The organism is Thalassoroseus pseudoceratinae (genome assembly GCF_011634775.1).
In the GTDB taxonomy this organism is placed as follows: domain Bacteria; phylum Planctomycetota; class Planctomycetia; order Planctomycetales; family Planctomycetaceae; genus Thalassoroseus; species Thalassoroseus pseudoceratinae.
Genome location: NZ_JAALXT010000004.1, coordinates 627,504 through 644,822, shown reverse-complemented (window position 1 = coordinate 644,822; position 17,319 = coordinate 627,504). Strand labels below are relative to the sequence as shown.

The 17,319-nt window shown below is 55.4% G+C and carries 12 protein-coding genes; 7 read left to right on the top strand and 5 right to left on the bottom strand.

The genetic code is table 11. The features are described from left to right. Window positions 1-21: 21 nt before the first annotated feature. Both G6R38_RS16875 and G6R38_RS16870 read left to right on the top strand, forming a co-directional pair. On the top strand, window positions 22-2,100 hold the full coding sequence (locus G6R38_RS16875) for a PPC domain-containing protein (RefSeq protein ID WP_166828386.1): 2,079 nt from the start codon (window positions 22-24) through the stop codon (window positions 2,098-2,100). A gap of 112 nt (window positions 2,101-2,212) precedes the next feature. Beyond that, window positions 2,213-2,668, top strand: coding sequence for a hypothetical protein (locus G6R38_RS16870; RefSeq protein ID WP_166828382.1), 456 nt, complete (start codon window positions 2,213-2,215; stop codon window positions 2,666-2,668). Window positions 2,669-2,762: 94 nt separating this feature from the next. Here the strand turns inward: G6R38_RS16870 and dprA are convergent, their stop codons facing one another. Genes dprA through G6R38_RS16855 form a run of 3 tightly spaced genes read right to left on the bottom strand, consistent with a single transcriptional unit; the run spans window position 2,763 to window position 5,547 of the window. Beyond that, on the bottom strand, window positions 2,763-3,872 hold the full coding sequence (gene dprA, locus G6R38_RS16865) for a DNA-processing protein DprA (RefSeq protein WP_166828379.1): 1,110 nt from the start codon (window positions 3,870-3,872) through the stop codon (window positions 2,763-2,765). A 27-nt stretch (window positions 3,873-3,899) separates the two neighbouring features. After that, window positions 3,900-5,030, bottom strand: a complete 1,131-nt coding sequence (aroB, locus tag G6R38_RS16860; protein WP_206028615.1) for a 3-dehydroquinate synthase — start codon at window positions 5,028-5,030, stop codon at window positions 3,900-3,902. A 49-nt stretch (window positions 5,031-5,079) separates the two neighbouring features. Then, the gene (locus tag G6R38_RS16855) at window positions 5,080-5,547 is read right to left on the bottom strand and encodes a RidA family protein (protein WP_166828376.1); all 468 of its coding nucleotides are present in this window, start codon (window positions 5,545-5,547) and stop codon (window positions 5,080-5,082) included. A 228-nt stretch (window positions 5,548-5,775) separates the two neighbouring features. On the opposite strand from G6R38_RS16855, the gene floA reads away from it, so the two are divergent. From floA to G6R38_RS16840, 3 genes are all read left to right on the top strand, one after another. Next, on the top strand, window positions 5,776-6,756 hold the full coding sequence (floA, locus tag G6R38_RS16850) for a flotillin-like protein FloA (RefSeq protein ID WP_166828373.1): 981 nt from the start codon (window positions 5,776-5,778) through the stop codon (window positions 6,754-6,756). 213 nt (window positions 6,757-6,969) lie between these two features. Then, window positions 6,970-7,170, top strand: coding sequence for a hypothetical protein (locus tag G6R38_RS16845; RefSeq protein WP_166828370.1), 201 nt, complete (start codon window positions 6,970-6,972; stop codon window positions 7,168-7,170). Between the two features lie 66 nt (window positions 7,171-7,236). Beyond that, a complete protein-coding gene (locus tag G6R38_RS16840) occupies window positions 7,237-8,295 on the top strand; it encodes a 3-oxoacyl-ACP synthase III (RefSeq protein ID WP_166828367.1) in 1,059 nt (352 codons plus the stop codon). 75 nt (window positions 8,296-8,370) lie between these two features. On the opposite strand, the gene G6R38_RS16835 is transcribed toward G6R38_RS16840, so the two are convergent. Then, window positions 8,371-12,522: a hypothetical protein gene (locus G6R38_RS16835; RefSeq protein WP_166828364.1), complete on the bottom strand. Its 4,152-nt coding sequence runs from the start codon at window positions 12,520-12,522 to the stop codon at window positions 8,371-8,373. A gap of 361 nt (window positions 12,523-12,883) precedes the next feature. Here G6R38_RS16835 and G6R38_RS16830 point away from each other — a divergent pair, with 361 nt between their 5' ends. Then, window positions 12,884-14,260: a DUF1501 domain-containing protein gene (locus G6R38_RS16830; protein ID WP_166828359.1), complete on the top strand. Its 1,377-nt coding sequence runs from the start codon at window positions 12,884-12,886 to the stop codon at window positions 14,258-14,260. A gap of 21 nt (window positions 14,261-14,281) precedes the next feature. On the opposite strand, the gene G6R38_RS16825 is transcribed toward G6R38_RS16830, so the two are convergent. Then, window positions 14,282-14,893 (bottom strand): hypothetical protein, encoded by a 612-nt coding sequence (locus tag G6R38_RS16825; protein ID WP_166828354.1) that lies wholly within the window; start codon window positions 14,891-14,893, stop codon window positions 14,282-14,284. Window positions 14,894-14,968: 75 nt separating this feature from the next. Here G6R38_RS16825 and G6R38_RS16820 point away from each other — a divergent pair, with 75 nt between their 5' ends. Beyond that, window positions 14,969-17,242 carry a DUF1549 and DUF1553 domain-containing protein gene (locus G6R38_RS16820; RefSeq protein WP_166828351.1) on the top strand — a complete coding sequence of 758 codons (2,274 nt, stop codon included), beginning with the start codon at window positions 14,969-14,971 and terminating at the stop codon, window positions 17,240-17,242. Window positions 17,243-17,319 lie beyond the last annotated feature (77 nt).

Here is a 17,319-nt window from a genome sequence, read left to right as displayed (position 1 = left end):
AGCCTGACGACCATGAATCGAATGCGTTACCTCCTATCACTGTTGATGGTTTTCGTGGGGAGTGTTGGCCCGGTTCTTGCGCAGACCTCGTATCCGATGTTGATGAGCATCGAACCGGTGGCGGTGCAGGCGGGTGAGGTTTCGGAAGTTGCGGTCAACTCGCGTTACAGCATGCACGGCAGCACGACCGTTTTCGTCAGCGGGGAAGGGGTGACGGCGGAAGTCATTACCGATATGACCTTCCCGCCAGACAAAGACCCGCCGAAGCTTCAGAAGATCAATCTGCGAATAACTGCATCCGAAGATGCCCAACTGGGCGTTCGGGATTTACGGTTGCTCACGCCACGGGGCACCAGCACACTCGGGCAGTTGGTCGTGGTTCGCGATCCCGTCGTCTACGAAATCGCCAAGAACAACACAGCTGCGGAGGCTCAAGAAGTCACGTTGCCCGCGACAATTTGTGGGCGAATCGAGCGAGCCGAGGATGTCGATTTCTTCCGTTTTACCGGCAAAGCGGGGGCAAGGTTGGTCTTCCATGTGCGGTGTATGCGGTTGCAGGATCGAATCCACGATCTGCAAAAACATGCGGATCCGTTGATTGCCCTTCGCAACGCAAGTGGCACAACGATCGCCGTCGTCGATAACCACTTCGCCGCTGATCCGCTAATGTCTGTCGAGTTGCCGCAGGATGGGGAATACCTCCTGGAAGTTCGCGATGTCCGTTACCAAGGCAATACGTATTGGCAGTATGCGATTGAAGTCCACGACCGCCCATTCGTGCAAACGTTGTTTCCGTTGGGGGTGGCGGCCGGGCAAACGGGAACTGTTCAACCGGCAGGTGTCAATCTTCCAGGCGATCAAACTGCCACCGTCGCCGCACCCGCCGCCGTGGGCACACAGGTGATGGAGTTACCGCTTCAATTCGGTGACCAACCGACCAATCCGGTGCCAGTCGTGATCAGCGATTTGCCGCTGATCACCGAGTCGACCGACGAGAACAACACGCCGGAATCCGCCATGCCCGTGTCGATTCCTGGTGGAATCAACGGACGAATCAGCACCGATGCGGACATCGACTGCTACCGATTCACCGCCAAGAAGGGCGAACGATTCAGCTTTGAAGTTTTGGCGAGAGAGTTCCAGTCGGAACTCGATTCCAACTTGCGAATCCTGAATGCCGATGGCAAGCGGTTGACGGAGAACGACGACCTCCGCCGGTTCCGCCGAACGTATGCCGACTCAGGCGTTGAAAACTGGGCGGCTCCCGCGGACGGCGACTACATCATTGAAATTCGCGATTTGCATCTGCGAGGCGGGGACACGTTCCCGTACTTTATTAAGGTCACGCGAGCCGAGCCGACATTCGACTTGTATTTGGATACCGATAAGACTCAAGTTTTCCCAGGCAGTTGCGGCGTCGTGTTTGTAAATGTCGTTCGGAAGAACGGTTTTCAAGACGCAATTGATTTAGCCGTCGACGACATGCCAACGGGCATGATCGCTCACTGCGGCCGAATTCTTCCGGGGCGGGATTCCGGATGTATCGTGTTCCAGGCCCATGAAACTGCGGAACCGGAAATGGCGAATGTCCGGATCACAGGCTCGGCGATTGTGGGCGACGACGAGGAAAAAATCACGCGTGTGGCAGCTCCGTATCAGGAGACGTATCAACCGGGCGGTGGACGCGGTCAATGGCCGGTGAATTGGCATACCGTGGCTGTTGGCGTGGCGGCCGATGTACCACGTGTCACGCTTTCGACTTACGATATCTCGCTCAAGCCCGGTGAGTCGAAACGAATCGAAGTCACGCTCGAACGAGCCGAAGGGTTCGATAAGAACGTCCAACTCGATTTGCAATTTCGGCATCTTAGTCGGACTTACGCCGATCCATTGCCGAAGGGGGTGAGTATCGACACCAAGAACAGTCAGACGCTGCTCACCGCCGGCGCGACCAAAGGGCATATCACCCTCACGTGTGCGGCTGACAGTTCACCAGTCGAGAAACAGCAAGCGGTCGTAATGGCTAACGTCTCTCTCAATTTCGTGATGAAAGCCACCTATGCTAGCGAGCCGTTGTTCGTGACAGTTTCGGCTGAATAGCAGTTCTTGATGTGAGGCTGCCATCAAAACAGTGTCTTCCGCTCGTGGCTTGATGTGAATATCGTGGACTGATGAACCACCGATTCAATCTCGACTTCTATCGGTCACGATCATGAACGAATCTCAATCCCGAGTGTTCGGCGCTTTTCTAGGCGTTTTGCTTGCTGTGGGATTGGGTTACACGATTGCCCACGACCAAGCCGATGCCGTGGCGAAACGCAATCCTAACAAAATGGTTAGCCAGTCGTTCTACTTGGCTTCCTTAAGCGGCACGCTGATTGCGAGTGTGGTGATCTGTGGGATAGCGGGGGCGACTGGCAAACTCGCTCCCGCAATTACTGTGGCAGGTCTAGGAGTGCTGATCACACTGACTCCATTTGTCTTGCTTGTTCTGACAAGCACCTACCTGAAGTTTAGGGGAATCGACTTGTCGAACGGCGACCAAGTTCGGTTTCTGTTCGCAGAACTCTGGACATTGACTGGACCGTTGGCAGCGACGCTTCCGGTTGCGGTTGTTGCTTCTCTCATTTCCGGCTTGGTGAAGCGACGAACCAACTCGATCCACTAGACCATGTCTAGTTTTAATTTAGCGGGTGGCGCAATATGTTCTGTGGGAAAAACCCATCCTAAAACGCTACACATACGGTAAACACGCCCTAAAACTACGTCGGCACGCGAACCATACGACTGCCGGGGAGTCGGCGGATGAAGCGTTTCATCTCCAATACCGTCAGCGTGGCCAAAACGCGAGAGGGTTCGATGTCGGCGGAACGCAGGATAATGTCGATCGGTTGCGGGTCGGTACTCACGAGGTTGAGGACCATTCTTTCTTGATCGGAAAGGGAAAGTTCTCGCGGGCTGAGCACGGTTTCGTTGTTCTCACGGGGAGCCGGTTCAGGGAGTGGACCGAGGGCTTCCAGTACATCATCGGCATGCCGGACGAGTGTGGCACCTTCGCGGATCAAATCGTGACAACCTTCGCTGGCCAAACTGTGCACCGGACCGGGTAACGCCATCACGGCTCGTCCTTGTTCCATGGCATGTCTTGCTGTGTGTAACGCGCCGCTGTTGCGAGACGCTTCGATAATCAAAACGCCTTGAGATAGCCCGCTGATAATCCGATTGCGTTGCGGGAACAGTCCCGGAGTAGGAGCTTGATCGAAGGGCATTTCCGTGACGACGGAACCGCTTCGCGAAATGCGTTCTGCGAGGTCGGCATGTTCCGGCGGATAAATCGTGCCATGCCCCGTCGCGGTGACGGCGATCGTGCGTCCGCCCACTGACAACGCTCCTTCATGGGCGGCTCCATCGATCCCGCGAGCCAATCCACTGACGACGGTCATTCCCGCTCGCGCAAGCATCTGACCAAACCGCTCGGCCTGCGTGCGACCATAATGGGTGCATTTCCGGGAACCGACGATTCCCACCGCCAATCGATCTGCTGGCGTCAGTTCACCCCGACAGTAGAGCAGGGTCGGCGGGTCTGGAATTTCTTCCAATAGCGGCGGGTACTCCGGTTGGTTTCGGAGGACGAGTTGCAACCCCCGTTCCCGGCAGCGATCCAGTTCCCGTTGGGCAGTGACCGGGTCTTGCTCATTTTCGATTGCGGCGGCTAGTTTTGTGCCGATTCCCGGCACTTTCCGCAATTCCTGACGCGACGCAGCCAACGCATTTGCGGGAGTCTCGAAGCGATGCAACAACGCCTGTCGCATTCGCGGACCAATACCGGGAATCAAGTTGAGTTGGATCGCGTTGAGAATGTCGGAGTCCATCTTGGTCCGCTCCGGCGAGAATTCGGTTCAAACCGGGAGCACCGCTCGCACGTCATCTGGGTTCACATCCGTGACCACACGGACTTCGCCAATCCGAGTTGGCAAGACAAATCGCAATTTCCCGCTAACGTTCTTTTTGTCCAACTTCATTCGGTCGAGTACATCGTCGGCGGTGAATTCGACTGACTCTGGCAGTTCCGTTGGAAGCGACAAGGCATTCAACAGTTTCTGCTGCCGTTCGGTGACGGTGGAGTCGACCATGCCCAAACGCTCGGCGAGTTGGCTGGCGTGGATCATGCCAATCGACACCGCTTCGCCATGCAACAATGCACCGTATTGGGTAAGGGCTTCGTAGGCGTGAGCGAACGTGTGGCCGTAGTTCAAGATGGCCCGTCGACCGGTGGTTTCAAACTCGTCTTCCTCGACGACATCAGCCTTGTGGCGGCAACTTCGTCGGATGACTTCCCGGAGGACATCCATATCACGATTGTTCAGTCCATCGACGGATTTCTCCAAGTAAGCAAACATCTCGTCGTCTAAGATGACTCCATATTTGACGACTTCCGCCAAGCCTGCACGGTATTCGCGGTCGGGCAGGGTGTTGAGGGTGGCCGTGTCGATCACCACTCCCAACGGCTGATGAAATTGCCCGATGAGATTCTTGCCCTTTTTGTGGTTGATGCCGACCTTGCCACCAATCGAACTGTCTACCTGGGCGAGTAACGTTGTTGGAACTTGGATGACGGGCACGCCGCGTGTGTAAGTGGACGCCACAAACCCGGCTGCATCACCCACCACACCGCCACCAACCGCCAAAATGACGACTTGGCGACCGGCTTTCATTTCGACAAGTTCATCGTAAATCTCGGAAACGGTTTCTAAGCATTTTGACTGCTCGCCCGCTTCCATCACGTGAAGTCCGCACTGCCAACCGTTGGCCTCCAGGCTCTTTCGCACATTGTTGGCGTGCGGATCAACCACGTTCTGGTCGGTGACGATCATCGCTTGCCGGCGACCGGGAGGCATATCAGCTCGGTCTTCGAACCAAGGCTCAATTCCCGCCCCGAGAGAGGCTAGAAAATCCGTGATGATGAACACATCATAACTTCGTGAGCCAAGATAAACCTGCACGCTGTTTTGCGCAACCGATGTCGTCATTTCATGTTCCTTGGAACTGTCGTGTTCACTGACTCCTTACGGAATCAACCTAAGCATCAGGATGCATTTCGAAGATCGCTTCGATTTCGACCGAGATGTTCGATGGCAACGATCCCATGCCGACTGCACTTCGGGCGGCTCGCCCCGCTTCGCCGAACACTTCTACCATCAATTCGCTGAAACCGTTGATGACTTGGGGGTGATTTTGGAATTCCGGAGCGGCGTTGACCATGCCCAGCACTTTCACGATGCGAGCGATTTTGTCCAAGCTGCCGAGTTGTGATTTCAACGTAGCCAACATGGCTAGTCCGGTTTGACGGGCCGCGGCTTTCCCGTGAGCTTCTTCGACTTCGAGACCGACTTTGCCGGTCATCATCGAGCCATCCGAATTCAGCGGGCCGTGTCCCGAAGCGTACAAAAGTGATCCTGTTTGCACGCACAGGCTGTAAACACCAGCTGGTTTCGGAGCGGGCGGAAGTTCCAATTTCAATTCTTCGATACGGGCGTCAGCACTCATCGTTGGTCTGTCTTTCTAGAGTCCATTACGGAACGGTTGTTCGAGCGTGGTGAATTTGCCGTCAAGGATAAGCACTTGGCGATGGAAAACCAATCGAAACTACAGAATTGAGTCAATCGTTAACGGACAATCACAGGTCGCCCATCCTTGCCACTTTACCGGGCGCATGTCTAGAATGAGATCCCGCACGTCTGTGTTGATCCTTTTAATTACGAAGGCCAATCTTAAATGGACCCGAGAAACAACAGCACGTTGATGATTTTCATCTTTGTGGCGGTGGCCATTTTCGGCTTGTTCTTTTTGGCTTTTCTGATTCTGTTTAGCCGGTATTTCAAGCTGTGGTTGCGTGCCTTCGTGACCAAAGCTCGGATTGGCCCGCTAAGTTTGGTGTCGATGTCGTTGCGGAAAGTCAATCCGCAGGTGGTTGTCGATGCGAAAATTATGGCCGTGCAAGCGGGTTTGTCGTCGATCAGCACGACTCAAATGGAAGCGCACTACCTCGCTGGCGGAAACGTGCAGCGGTTGGTGAAATCACTGATTGCTGCCCACCGTGCGAACATTCAGCTGGAATGGGAAACCGCCGCCGCCATCGATTTGGCCGGACGGAATGTGTTGGAAGCGGTGCAAACGAGTGTCGATCCAAAGGTCATTGACTGTCCCGATCCGCGTCGGCATGGTCGGAACACCTTGGATGGTGTCGCCCGGGACGGGATTCAGTTGAAAGCACGGGCTCGTGTGACGGTTCGCACGAACTTGTCACAGCTTATCGGTGGGGCGACCGAGGAAACCATTATCGCTCGTGTGGGGGAGGGGATCGTCTCCGCGATCGGCTCTTGTGAGAATCACCGCGAAGTGTTGGCCAATCCCATGATGATTGCCCGTCGCGTCTTGGATAAAGGGCTCGATTCCCAAACCGCGTACGAAATCGTTTCGATCGACATCGCGGATATCGATGTCGGTGACAACGTTGGTGCTCGTCTGCAAATGGACCAAGCGGAAGCCGACGTGCGGATTGCTCGGGCCAAAGCTGAAGAACGACGGGCGGCAGCGGTTGCTCAAGAACAGGAAATGAAAGCGCTCACCAAGGAAAACCAGGCCCATGTGGTTTTGGCGGAAGCGGATGTTCCACGGGCGATGGCGGACGCCTTCCGAGCCGGTTTCCTCCGAGCCGATCCCGATCAGAATGGCTCGGCCGACCATACCAATTGAGTCGTTTCCCTCTGTTTTTCGTAATCGGCATAGTTTGACTAGCCTGTTTGAATGGATCACACTCTGGAAATTCTTCGCGCGCCAGGAACCTCCGTGCTTGAGAACCCCGGATTCGCACCGTAGGATAATGCAAAGTCCGCTCGAAACATCACTGCTGGTCCAACCGGCGAATTATTATTCGAGATGAAAATTCCTCGTTGAGGCTGAATTCTAATGACCGAAACCAACACCATCGGCCTAAATACCGAACAACTTGACCTTGTCGTGCGGGGGCTGCGGTTCCTGCGAAGCAGCATTTTGCTTGAGCCGCGTTTTCCGTCCGACGACGTTCGGGCCGACCGCGAAACCAAGCTGCAGGAAGTCGAGTCCTTGATCGAACACTTCTCAAGCCGCGAAAAAGCCGTGCACGCTTGAACAAACACCGCGCCGAACGTCGCAAGAGGCTCGATTGGGCGTTCCCCTCAATAGGTGGATGGAGTCATGCGTTATCGGCATGTTTACGTTGAATCGGTCACGACGGTTGTACCACCGGAAGTGGTGACCTCGACCGATATTGAAGACCGGTTGGCACCGGTCTACGAGCGTCTTCGTCTTCCCGAAGGCCGACTCGAACTGATGTCCGGTATTCGGGAACGGCGGTTTTTTCCGCCGGGCACCCGTCCCGGTGAAATCAGCGCAGTCGCCGCTCAAAAGGCGATTGAGCAATCTGGGGTGGATCGGCGTCATTTGGGAGCCTTGATTCACGGCTCAGTTTGTCGGGACCAAATGGAGCCTGCGACCGCCAACGGCGTGCATCATCACGCGGGACTTCCACAGGCGTGCCAAGTGTTGGATGTCAGCAATGCGTGTCTTGGTTTGCTCAATGGCATGATTCTGCTGGCGAACATGATCGAACTCGGCCAAGTGCGGGCCGGTGTGGTGGTCGGAACCGAAATCGGTCGCCCGTTGGTCGAAGGCACGATTGATTCACTCCTTGCCGATCCGAATCTCTCCCGCAAACAATTGAAAGGTGAGTTCGCCTCGCTGACGATCGGGTCCGGTTCCGCCGCCATCGTGATGTGCGATGAACGTCTGACGCAAACTGGGAACCGCTTGGTCGGCGGACTCTACCGTGCCGACACCGCCAGTCACGAATTGTGTGCCGGTGGCGTGGAATCCGCGACACATGGCGACGACCGTCCCCGCATGCAAACCAACTCCGAAGCCTTGCTGCACGCCGGCGTCGGACTGGCGAAAGAGTTGTGGCCGTTTTTCCTCGGCACACTCGAATGGACCGCCGACGACATCGACAAAGTCTGCACGCACCAAGTCGGGCGGGCGCATCGAAAACTGTTGCTTGACGAACTCGGCATTCCGTTGGAGAAAGATTTCCCCACCGTCGAACGCTTCGGTAACACCGGCTCCACGGCACTTCCGATTGCTTGGGCCGAAGGTGTCCAAGCCGGCCATATCACGCAAGGCGATCGCCTCGCCCTCCTCGGCATCGGCAGTGGTTTGAACGCTTTGATGCTCGGCCTAGAGTGGAACGGCACGAAGTAGACTGAAACGCGACCTGGCATCGAGTTCGATGACGATTCGGAATAATACTGGGAACGCGTCGCTGTCTGCCAGCAATTACTTCCCCCCCGCACGTTTTCGTGTTTTCATCCAGCGTCTGAGTTGGCGGTGGAGTTGGGGGAGGTTGAGGCGGACGGAGTCGGTGGTGCGGCGGGGGCCGAAGGGGCGTTCGGCGAAACTGCCGAAGGGGTCGGCTAGCTCGACTTCTTTCTCGATGTTCCGTAGCCACGGTGCGACATCGATTCCCGATCCCGATGTCGATTCCAAATAGTTCTGAATTTCCTCACGGAGTGCCTCGAATGCGGCCGACGGTTGCCGATTGTTGCGGGCATCCTCGACCGCCGGTTCGACGAGTGCGAGCATCCGATTGACCGCTAGCGGTTTGACGAAACGTTCTTCAATGCGGTCCGTCAATGCCGGCAAATGCATGCCATGGAGTTTTTCCAAGCGTTGCAAACGTAGAACGTGTTGTTCGGCAGTTTCCTGATTGCGACGTGCAAAAACCGATTCCCACAGTCGAGCGACTTCTGGTTCGGCGTGGGCCGCCAGTTGCTCATGAGCAACAACAAACGGCGTGAGATTCCAAGCGTCGCGTTCGTAGGCCGCTTCCGCTCGTAGGAAATCCAAAAGACAATAGAATTTCTCGCCGTAATCGGACTGCGTGGTCGTTGAATTGTACTCGACGAACCGATCAATCCGGTCGACGAGCGTGCCGTAGATGAGTTCGAGATACTCAACCACTTGGTCCCGGTCGATCGTGCCGTCGTCCATGTCGTCAATCAGCTTCATCGGCCGCAACGGGTCGGCGGTTTCTTCGAGGTAGTCGAGGAACAAATCGACGCCGCTGTGGAGAATCGTCCGCACATTCCCGAGCGTCAGCATGCGGGCGTGGAACAGGTCGGCTCCGTATCGGCGAATAAAATCCTTAACGTCTTTCCAGAGCCCTGCGTCCGCCAAGCCTTCAACCGTGGACAGCCGCGTCGTCTGGCTGTGTTTTAGCCAAAGTCCGCTGTATTGCTGCACGATGACCGAAACAATCTCCACCAAAGCTGCGTTCCGTTGCTCGCGTGTTCGCTGTTGACGTCGAGGGTTTAAACCACGACGACGACGGTGACGAATTCGCGGCTGGTGCTGTTGTCGTTGGGATCGTCGCCGCCGCGATGATCGAGGTTGTTTGGTATTGAATTGCCAATTTGAGGACGAACGAATCACACTGTCGACGGAACTTCGCAATGCGATGCGGAAGAGTTGATCAAACTCCGTCACGGCTTGGCCCATCGGACGCGATGATCGCTCCATCCGAAACGCCGTCTGCAGAACCTGCCAAGTTTCACGCAACAATCCCAGCCCAGGGAGTTGCGCAAGCAAGAACCGGATCAAGGATTGCAAGCCCTGAACTTGGCGAATCAGTTCGGGGTCGCCGTCGTTGCTCAGCGGGACATACAACAGTGGTTTTCGCGACAGATGCTTGAGCAAACGTGGCAACGCTTGTTGCACCTGAGTCGGTTTGCGAGTGAGGATTCCGCGGTAAACCTCGAGGATGGCGGTTTCCTCGGCCGATCGTTTACGAGACTCGCCCAGCAGGTTGATGCCGACGGGAATGCAACTTCGTAGCGAACGTTCCGCACCTTGCAAACCGACTGCCGTCGTCATGATCGTTTGCACGAGGTAGAACTGCGTTTGCACCTGCTCGTCGTATTCGACGTTCGAATCCGGATCGCCCGAGGACGGCAGGATATCGAAGTCCCAGATGTTCGTCATCAACTTTTGCAAGCCGCGTTGCAAGCGGTTGACGTGTTGAATCCAACTCTGGACGTGATTTAACAACGCGTCCGATTCGTTACTGAGCGGTTCCGTGACGTTTCGCAATCGCTCTGCAACGGGTTGAGCGGCCATCTCCCACAGTTGTGCGAGTGTTTCGAGAAATCGCAGTCGTGGTTCAAGTTGGTCGGCGAGTTGCTCAATGGCGGTATCGCCGCTGCGGTTGCCTTCATCGACGGTGTCGCTGTCGAATCCGTCGTCCGCGCTGTCTTTGAAAACAACGTCATCGTAGGCGGCTCCGAAGAGTTCATCCTGTTCGTCGTCGTCATCGTCCCAATCGCCGGTTTCGTACGCATCGTCGAGCGATTCGTGCTCATCTGAGTCTTCGTCGATGTCGTCAGTGCTGCCGTAACCCAGAGCGTCACCGAGGCTCGGCGGTTGCCAGAGATGCTCGGCATTGGCTTCCAACAAGGCGAACAATCGCACGACCGTCGATAGGGAGCTGCTGTCGGAATTGGTGACGGCATCGTCGGTGACCAATCGCATCCAACGCACCAAGCGGACCGTGAGCGAATACGTGCCGGATTCCAGGCCGATGTCCTCGGTTTCGCTGAGCCATTGCATCAGCAATCCCAACGCAGCCACGCGGTCACTTCGTTCGAGCAGGGCATCTACGACGACGGCATACGCTTTCGAGGATTGGAAATCGTCCACGTGTTGTCGCCAGAACGAAATATCTCCCGCCTCTGCACCCGCCGTTTGCCATTCCGACAACGCCGCCGCAACGTGACGAGCGGAACTGACGGACTCCGCACCGGAGACGTCTGGCAAATCCTCGACGACCGTGGTGGCAAACCGGTCCCACCAGTCCGCCAGCCGGCCGAATCGCTGCGACAACTCCCGCCCAAGTTCCGAGTTTCCGCGGGCAGCGGACTCTGTCAGGGCGTGACTATGGGCGCGGAAAATGCGTTCCATCATTTCGATCAGCGATTCCGCTCGCATGTCGTGGAGCGAATCCTCGCGTGTATGAAACAACGGGAACTGTCCCTGAAAACCGAGGATATTCCACGGGTCGATCAGCGCACCGCATTCGATGCCTCGATGAAGCATGTCCTCGATCGAGCGAACGCATTCCACGGCCTTCGTCAATTCGCCGCGTTCACTGCGGAGATGCGTTTCGGTGATCAGGCACTGAATTTCGCACTCGAAACGAGCGGACGGAACCGGAATGGCCAATGCCTGTTTGCGGGCAGCCGAGTAGTATCCCATACGAGCGTAGAGTTGCCCGAGGTGTCGCGTTTGGACTTGTCGGGCTCCGTATTTCGCCAGTTCGATATTCAACCGCTGTCGCACATGACCAAACGGTTGCTGAGTCAAACGGGCCTCACGCTTCAATCGCTTTGCTCGCGCACCGCTGGCTTCTTGCAAAAGTCGTTCATAGAACGCATCTCGCTGACGAGCCACCTTCGGCAGCAATGACGTGAGTGTTGTGAGCGAATCGTGCATGCCCGGTCCGCTGCCGCTGATCGACGATGCCATTAACATCGTGCCGCACAGAACCGCTGAGGCATCGTGGAGGAGTTCGTCTCGTCCGATTCCGCGTTGGCGGCGAGCGGCGTCGGTCATCCAGGTGAGCAAGGCATCGAGAATGACTTTCCGCAGGACAAATCGTTTGAAGTAGCCTTTGCTGTCGATCAAATGCGGGTCCCATTCACCGAACATATAGTTCGTGCGTTTGTTAGCGGGGTGCAAGTGATCGTGAGCCCGTAGATCGAGAGCGATCTCATCTAACTGAGCCAAATCGAAAAACGACGATTGCTGAATGCTTGCAGGTGTTCGCTCGAAGAACTCCAACGTGCGTGTGATCAATTCCTCGTACGGTCCGAATGCCACGCCGGCATCACGGATGTAGAGCGGGGCCGGCCGGAAGCGTTCGTGCGGGTACGGCTGCATTTGCTGACCGTTTTCAAGCACGGCCAGCGGACGGTACCCGAGGTAGTCGTTCAATTGATCCAACGCACCTTGCACGATGCGTTCGGTCTCGTCCCAACTTGGCCCCTGCGACAAAACGGCCTCGAACATTCGCGTCAGCAGAAACGGGTGCGCGAAATCCTCGTCGGACAGGTGAAACAACAGGTCATGATGGAATTCTCGATACGTCGGCAGCAAACGATTGAGCGTCAAGTCGATGACGGCTTTTGCCTGCCCGACATCCTGAAAGGCTGCGTTCTGAGTCGGCGCATGCTCCAACGACGCCAGCAACGAATCTCGAAGTTCGTGTGGTCGCCACCCCGGCCCCAATTCGCGGCAGAGATCGTTGACTCCTCGCTGAAATTCCGCGTTCGCCTCACCTCGCGAGAAGTTCAAGTACCCCATTAAAGAGATGTTGGCCACCGGGGTTGTGTGACCGGCAGCCGCCTGTGAGGATTTCGTCTTCCGTTGCGCCATGTTTCAACCAAACGACCGAAAACCGACCGTGTTCTTGTCCAAAACTCAATTTGATAAGTGTCAAGTAGAACAACCAAGCCTCACTTTGGAAAGGCGAGAGTCCGCACCAATCGTGTTTGCTACCCGAACCGCATCCTTCCGCTCAACTTCGGCGTTCCAAATCGAGCAAATTCCCTCACCCCGTTTGTTCCTCATCGCGCACTTGGAGAGACTGATTCAATCTGCTTGATGCGCAAATAATGCCAAAAAATGCGGACATCCTACAAGGAATTCTCGAAAAATCGGTTTAGAGTGGGGAAAGTAGAAAGACTCCCGTCTTTCGACTACCAAGAATGCCTTAGGCCACGAAGGACATGATAGCATGTTGAACCTAACCGGTCGCGGAACAGCACACACCTGTGACGGCCTGAATCGTCGAGATTTTCTTCAGGTTGGAACGCTGGGTGTCACCGGCTTGACGCTCGCTGACTATCAGGCTGCCCAAGCTGCCGGTACGGTTGATGGTTCCAAAGACGACCGCGCTTGCATCATGATTTTCAACCTGGGGGCACCGAGTCAGCTCGACACGTTCGACATGAAACCGGATGCACCAGCCGAAATTCGCGGACCGTTCCAACCGACCTCAACTGCCGTTCCGGATTTGCATCTGTCCGAGATTCTACCACGACATGCGGAGATCGCCGATAAGATCTCGTTCGTCCGTTCGTGTCACCATCGTGGTGCGGCCGTTCATGATGCTGGTTGGCAAATGATGCAAACCGGTCGGTTGTTCACCGGAGGCGTCAACACGCCTCACATCGGCGGCACCGTGAGTTACCTTCGCGGACGAAAAACCGACTTACCGCCGTTCGTGGTCCTGCCGGAAACGATGGGGCGCGGCGGTGGAAACCTGCCCAACGGACAAAGCGGGGGATTTCTCGGTAAAGCTCATGATCCGTTCGCATTGATGGCGGATCCTTCCCAACCAAATTTCCAAGTGCCGGACTTACTCCCACCGAAGACATTGGGGGAAGCCCGGTTGACCCGTCGGCGGAAAATGCGGGACATTGTCGACGAAACCATCCGCAACTTCGAAGCCACCGAGAATGCTCAGTTGCTCGACGACAACTTCCACGCCGCCTTCCGCTTGATGACCAGCCCGCAAGCCCGAGACGCGTTCGATCTCTCTAAAGAACCGCAGTCGCTTCGGGAAAAATACGGAATGACGCGTTTCGGCCAGTGTTGTTTGCTTGCTCGGCGACTCATCGAAGCTGGCGTGCGATTCATCACGATTAACACTTTCCTCACCGTCTTCAATGAGTTGACCTGGGACATCCACGGCTCTAAGCCGTTCACCAGCATTGAAGGCATGAAGAACAACGTGGCTCCGATGTACGATCAAGCGTATGCGGCGTTGATCGAGGATCTTGTCGATCGTGGATTGCTGGAAAACACCTTGGTGTGCAATTTGGCCGAGTTCGGCCGGACGCCGAAAGTCAATCCGGCTGGCGGACGCGATCACTGGCCGCAGTGTTTCACCACATATTTCGCGGGCGGTGGCGTTCAGGGGGGACGCGTCGTTGGTGCGAGTGACCCCATCGGTGGCGTTCCCGCCGATCGGCCCTGTGAACCCGCCGACATCGCCGCAACGATCTATCACAGTCTAGGCTTCGATCTGGAATCCACTTTGCCCGGTCCCGCGGGTCGACCGTTTCCGCTTGTTGATTTCGGTCACAAGGAAATCCACGAATTGTTTTGACGGCAACGAGTACCAAACTCGCTACGGGGTCTCTGCCTTGGCTGGTTCTGTCGGTGTCTGATCGGGAGCTTTCGATTTCGTCTCGACGGTCGGTTTGGCGGCGGTGATCTCGAAAGAGTTCAAGAATCGTTCTCGAGACTTTGGGGGCAATCGTCTTCCCGAGGTTTCGGCAAGAATTTGCATATACACACGGTTGCCGACTTTGACGGCACGATAGGTAATTCGATCTTGTTTGGGGGCTTCACCAGCGGTTGCCACACACATCCGAGCCGGGAAGCCGTCGAACTCCGTTTCCGGATTTTCCGTCACCTCAACCTTGTCCAAGCTAGCATCCAGTTGGTCGGAAACAGCATGAAGTAGAACGGAAGCATCGACATCCTTGAGGAACTCGTCGGGAAACGTGCTAACGGTCACACCACAGGAAATATATCCATTATCGATTTCACAAAGTTTGCCGATGACCGAGATTTCCAGACCGTCGGCGTCAGCCGTTCGGGCGATGTCTTGCGGATCCGCCGGCAAATCGACTTTGTATTCGCCGGTTTTGTCAGTCACTGTCCGCCACTCCTCGGGAGCAGCGCAAGACGACAGTAACAACAGACAGGCAATGACACCGGCAGATCGACTATTCATCGGCAGAGAATCTTAGCTTGGTTTTTGTCTTGACGACTTGAGCGAGTGGTTCAAAAACTGTAACGGGCTTCAATCATGAACACAATGGGCACTCCGCGAACATTCGCCCTCGGTATCGGGATGCTGATCGCACTCAGCAGTGTACTCGATCCGATATCTCTGAACGCAGACGAAACAACGATCAACGCCCCTGAGGGCGGTTGGAGTTTCCGCAATCACGTGTTGCCGATTCTCTCGCGATACGGTTGCAACTCTGGAGCGTGTCACGGGGCGTTGGCGGGGAAGGGCGGTTTCAAGTTGTCGCTTCGCGGGTACGATCCCGACCGTGATCACTATGTGATTACTCGCCAAGCTCGCGGACGCCGTATCGCTCCGCGTGACCCAGGACGGAGTTTGCTCCTCGCGAAACCAACCGGTGCCATCCCGCACAAAGGTGGACTTCGGTTTGAACCGGACTCCTCGGATTATCGAATCCTTGCCGACTGGATCTCTGCCGGTGCACCAAGCCCAAAGGCCGACGATCCGCGATTGAAGAAACTCGAAGTTCTACCGAACCGAATCACACTCAAACCCCAAGACGAGCAACCGTTGACCGTGCGGGCTCACTATACCGATGGCCGTGTCGAAGACGTGACCCGCTGGGCCATGTTTACGTCGACCAACGAAGCCGTCTGCCGTGTCAATGACGAGGGAGTCGTCAATGTGGTCGGTTCGGGAGAAGGTGCAGTGACGGTTTGGTTCTCAAGCCAAATCTCAGTTGCTCGGATGACGGTTCCCTATGATCAGAACATCTCTGCGGAAGTCTATACAACAGCCGAACGCCACAATTTTATTGATGACCTGGTTCTGAAAAAACTGAAAGAACTCAATCTCAAACCGTCCCCACTAGCCGATGACGCAACATTTCTTCGTCGCGCCTATATTGACACGATTGGCACTTTGCCCACCGCTAACGAAACTCGTGATTTCCTGGCAGACACGAGCCCCGATAAACGCGATCGTTTGATTGACCATCTCCTGGCCCGTCCGGAGTTTAATGACTATTGGACTCTCAAGTGGTCTGACATTTTGTTGCTCAGCGGCACTAAGCTTCGGCCAAAAGCATTAGAAACATATTATCAGTGGATTCACTCGCACGTCGAACGGAATACACCCTGGGATGAGTTCGTTCGAGAAATTGTGACGGCTCAAGGATCGAGTTATGAGAACGGGGCGACGAATTTCTATTCGTTGCATCAAACTCCCGAGGATATGACAGAGAATGTCTCACAGGCGTTTCTTGGTCTGTCGATTGCGTGTGCGAAATGTCACAATCATCCTTTGGAGAAGTGGACGAATAACCAATACTATGCAATGGCGAATCTCTTTGCCCGAGTGCGAACCAAAGGTTGGGGCGGGGACTCACGCAATGGCGATGGCTTGCGGACGTTGTATGTCGCAACAAGTGGCGACTTAGTTCAGCCGCTCACCGGCAAACCCCAACCACCAACCCCACTCGATGGCGAACCGCTGCCGTTCGATGATCCAGGGGACCGACGCGAACAACTTGCCGACTGGCTAACTTCACCGGAGAACCCGTACTTCTCACGTTCGATTGCGAATCGAGTATGGGCGAACTTTATGAATGTCGGGCTGGTTGAGTCCGTTGATGACATGCGAAAGTCAAACCCTGCTAGCAACGAAGAGTTGCTTGACGCACTCGCGAACCATCTCGTCGAAAATGACTTTGATCTCAAATCGCTGATGCGAACTATCTTGCAGTCGGCGACCTATCAACGCAGTAGTCAGCCGCTACCGGAAAACGAGGACGAACAACGGTACTACAGTCGGTACTATCCGGAGCGAATGATGGCAGAGGTTCTGTTGGACGGCATCTCCCAGGTAACGTCCGTACCAACTCAGTTTAAAGAGATTGAGTTTCCCGGTGCCGATGTTCGCAAGACAGACTTTTACAAGCCCGGCACGCGTGCGATTGCCCTTTATGATTCGGCTGTGCGTTCCTATTTCCTAAAAACATTCGGCCGCAACCCGCGTGATATCACGTGTGAGTGTGAACGCAGCGAGGAACCTAGCATGGTCCAAGTCTTGCATCTTTCGAATGGGGATACAGTCAACGAGAAACTGCGAGCCAACGATAGCCGAGTCACTCAGTTGCTCAATGAGAAGAAGTCGTCTGATGAGATTGTCGAGACAGTCTATCTATCGGCTTTGTCTCGGCTGCCAACTGTTCGTGAACGAGAACAGCTGACCTCTTTGATCGAAGCGGCGCCGGAACAAGAGAAACGCACAGCGATTGAAGACTTGTTTTGGGCTGTTTTGACGAGTAAAGAATTCTTGTTTAGCCACTAACTTGTAGGCTGGGTTAGCGCAGCGTAACCCAGCTTTTGATTTCAACTCAACACGTGAAGTGCTGGGACTTGTCCCAG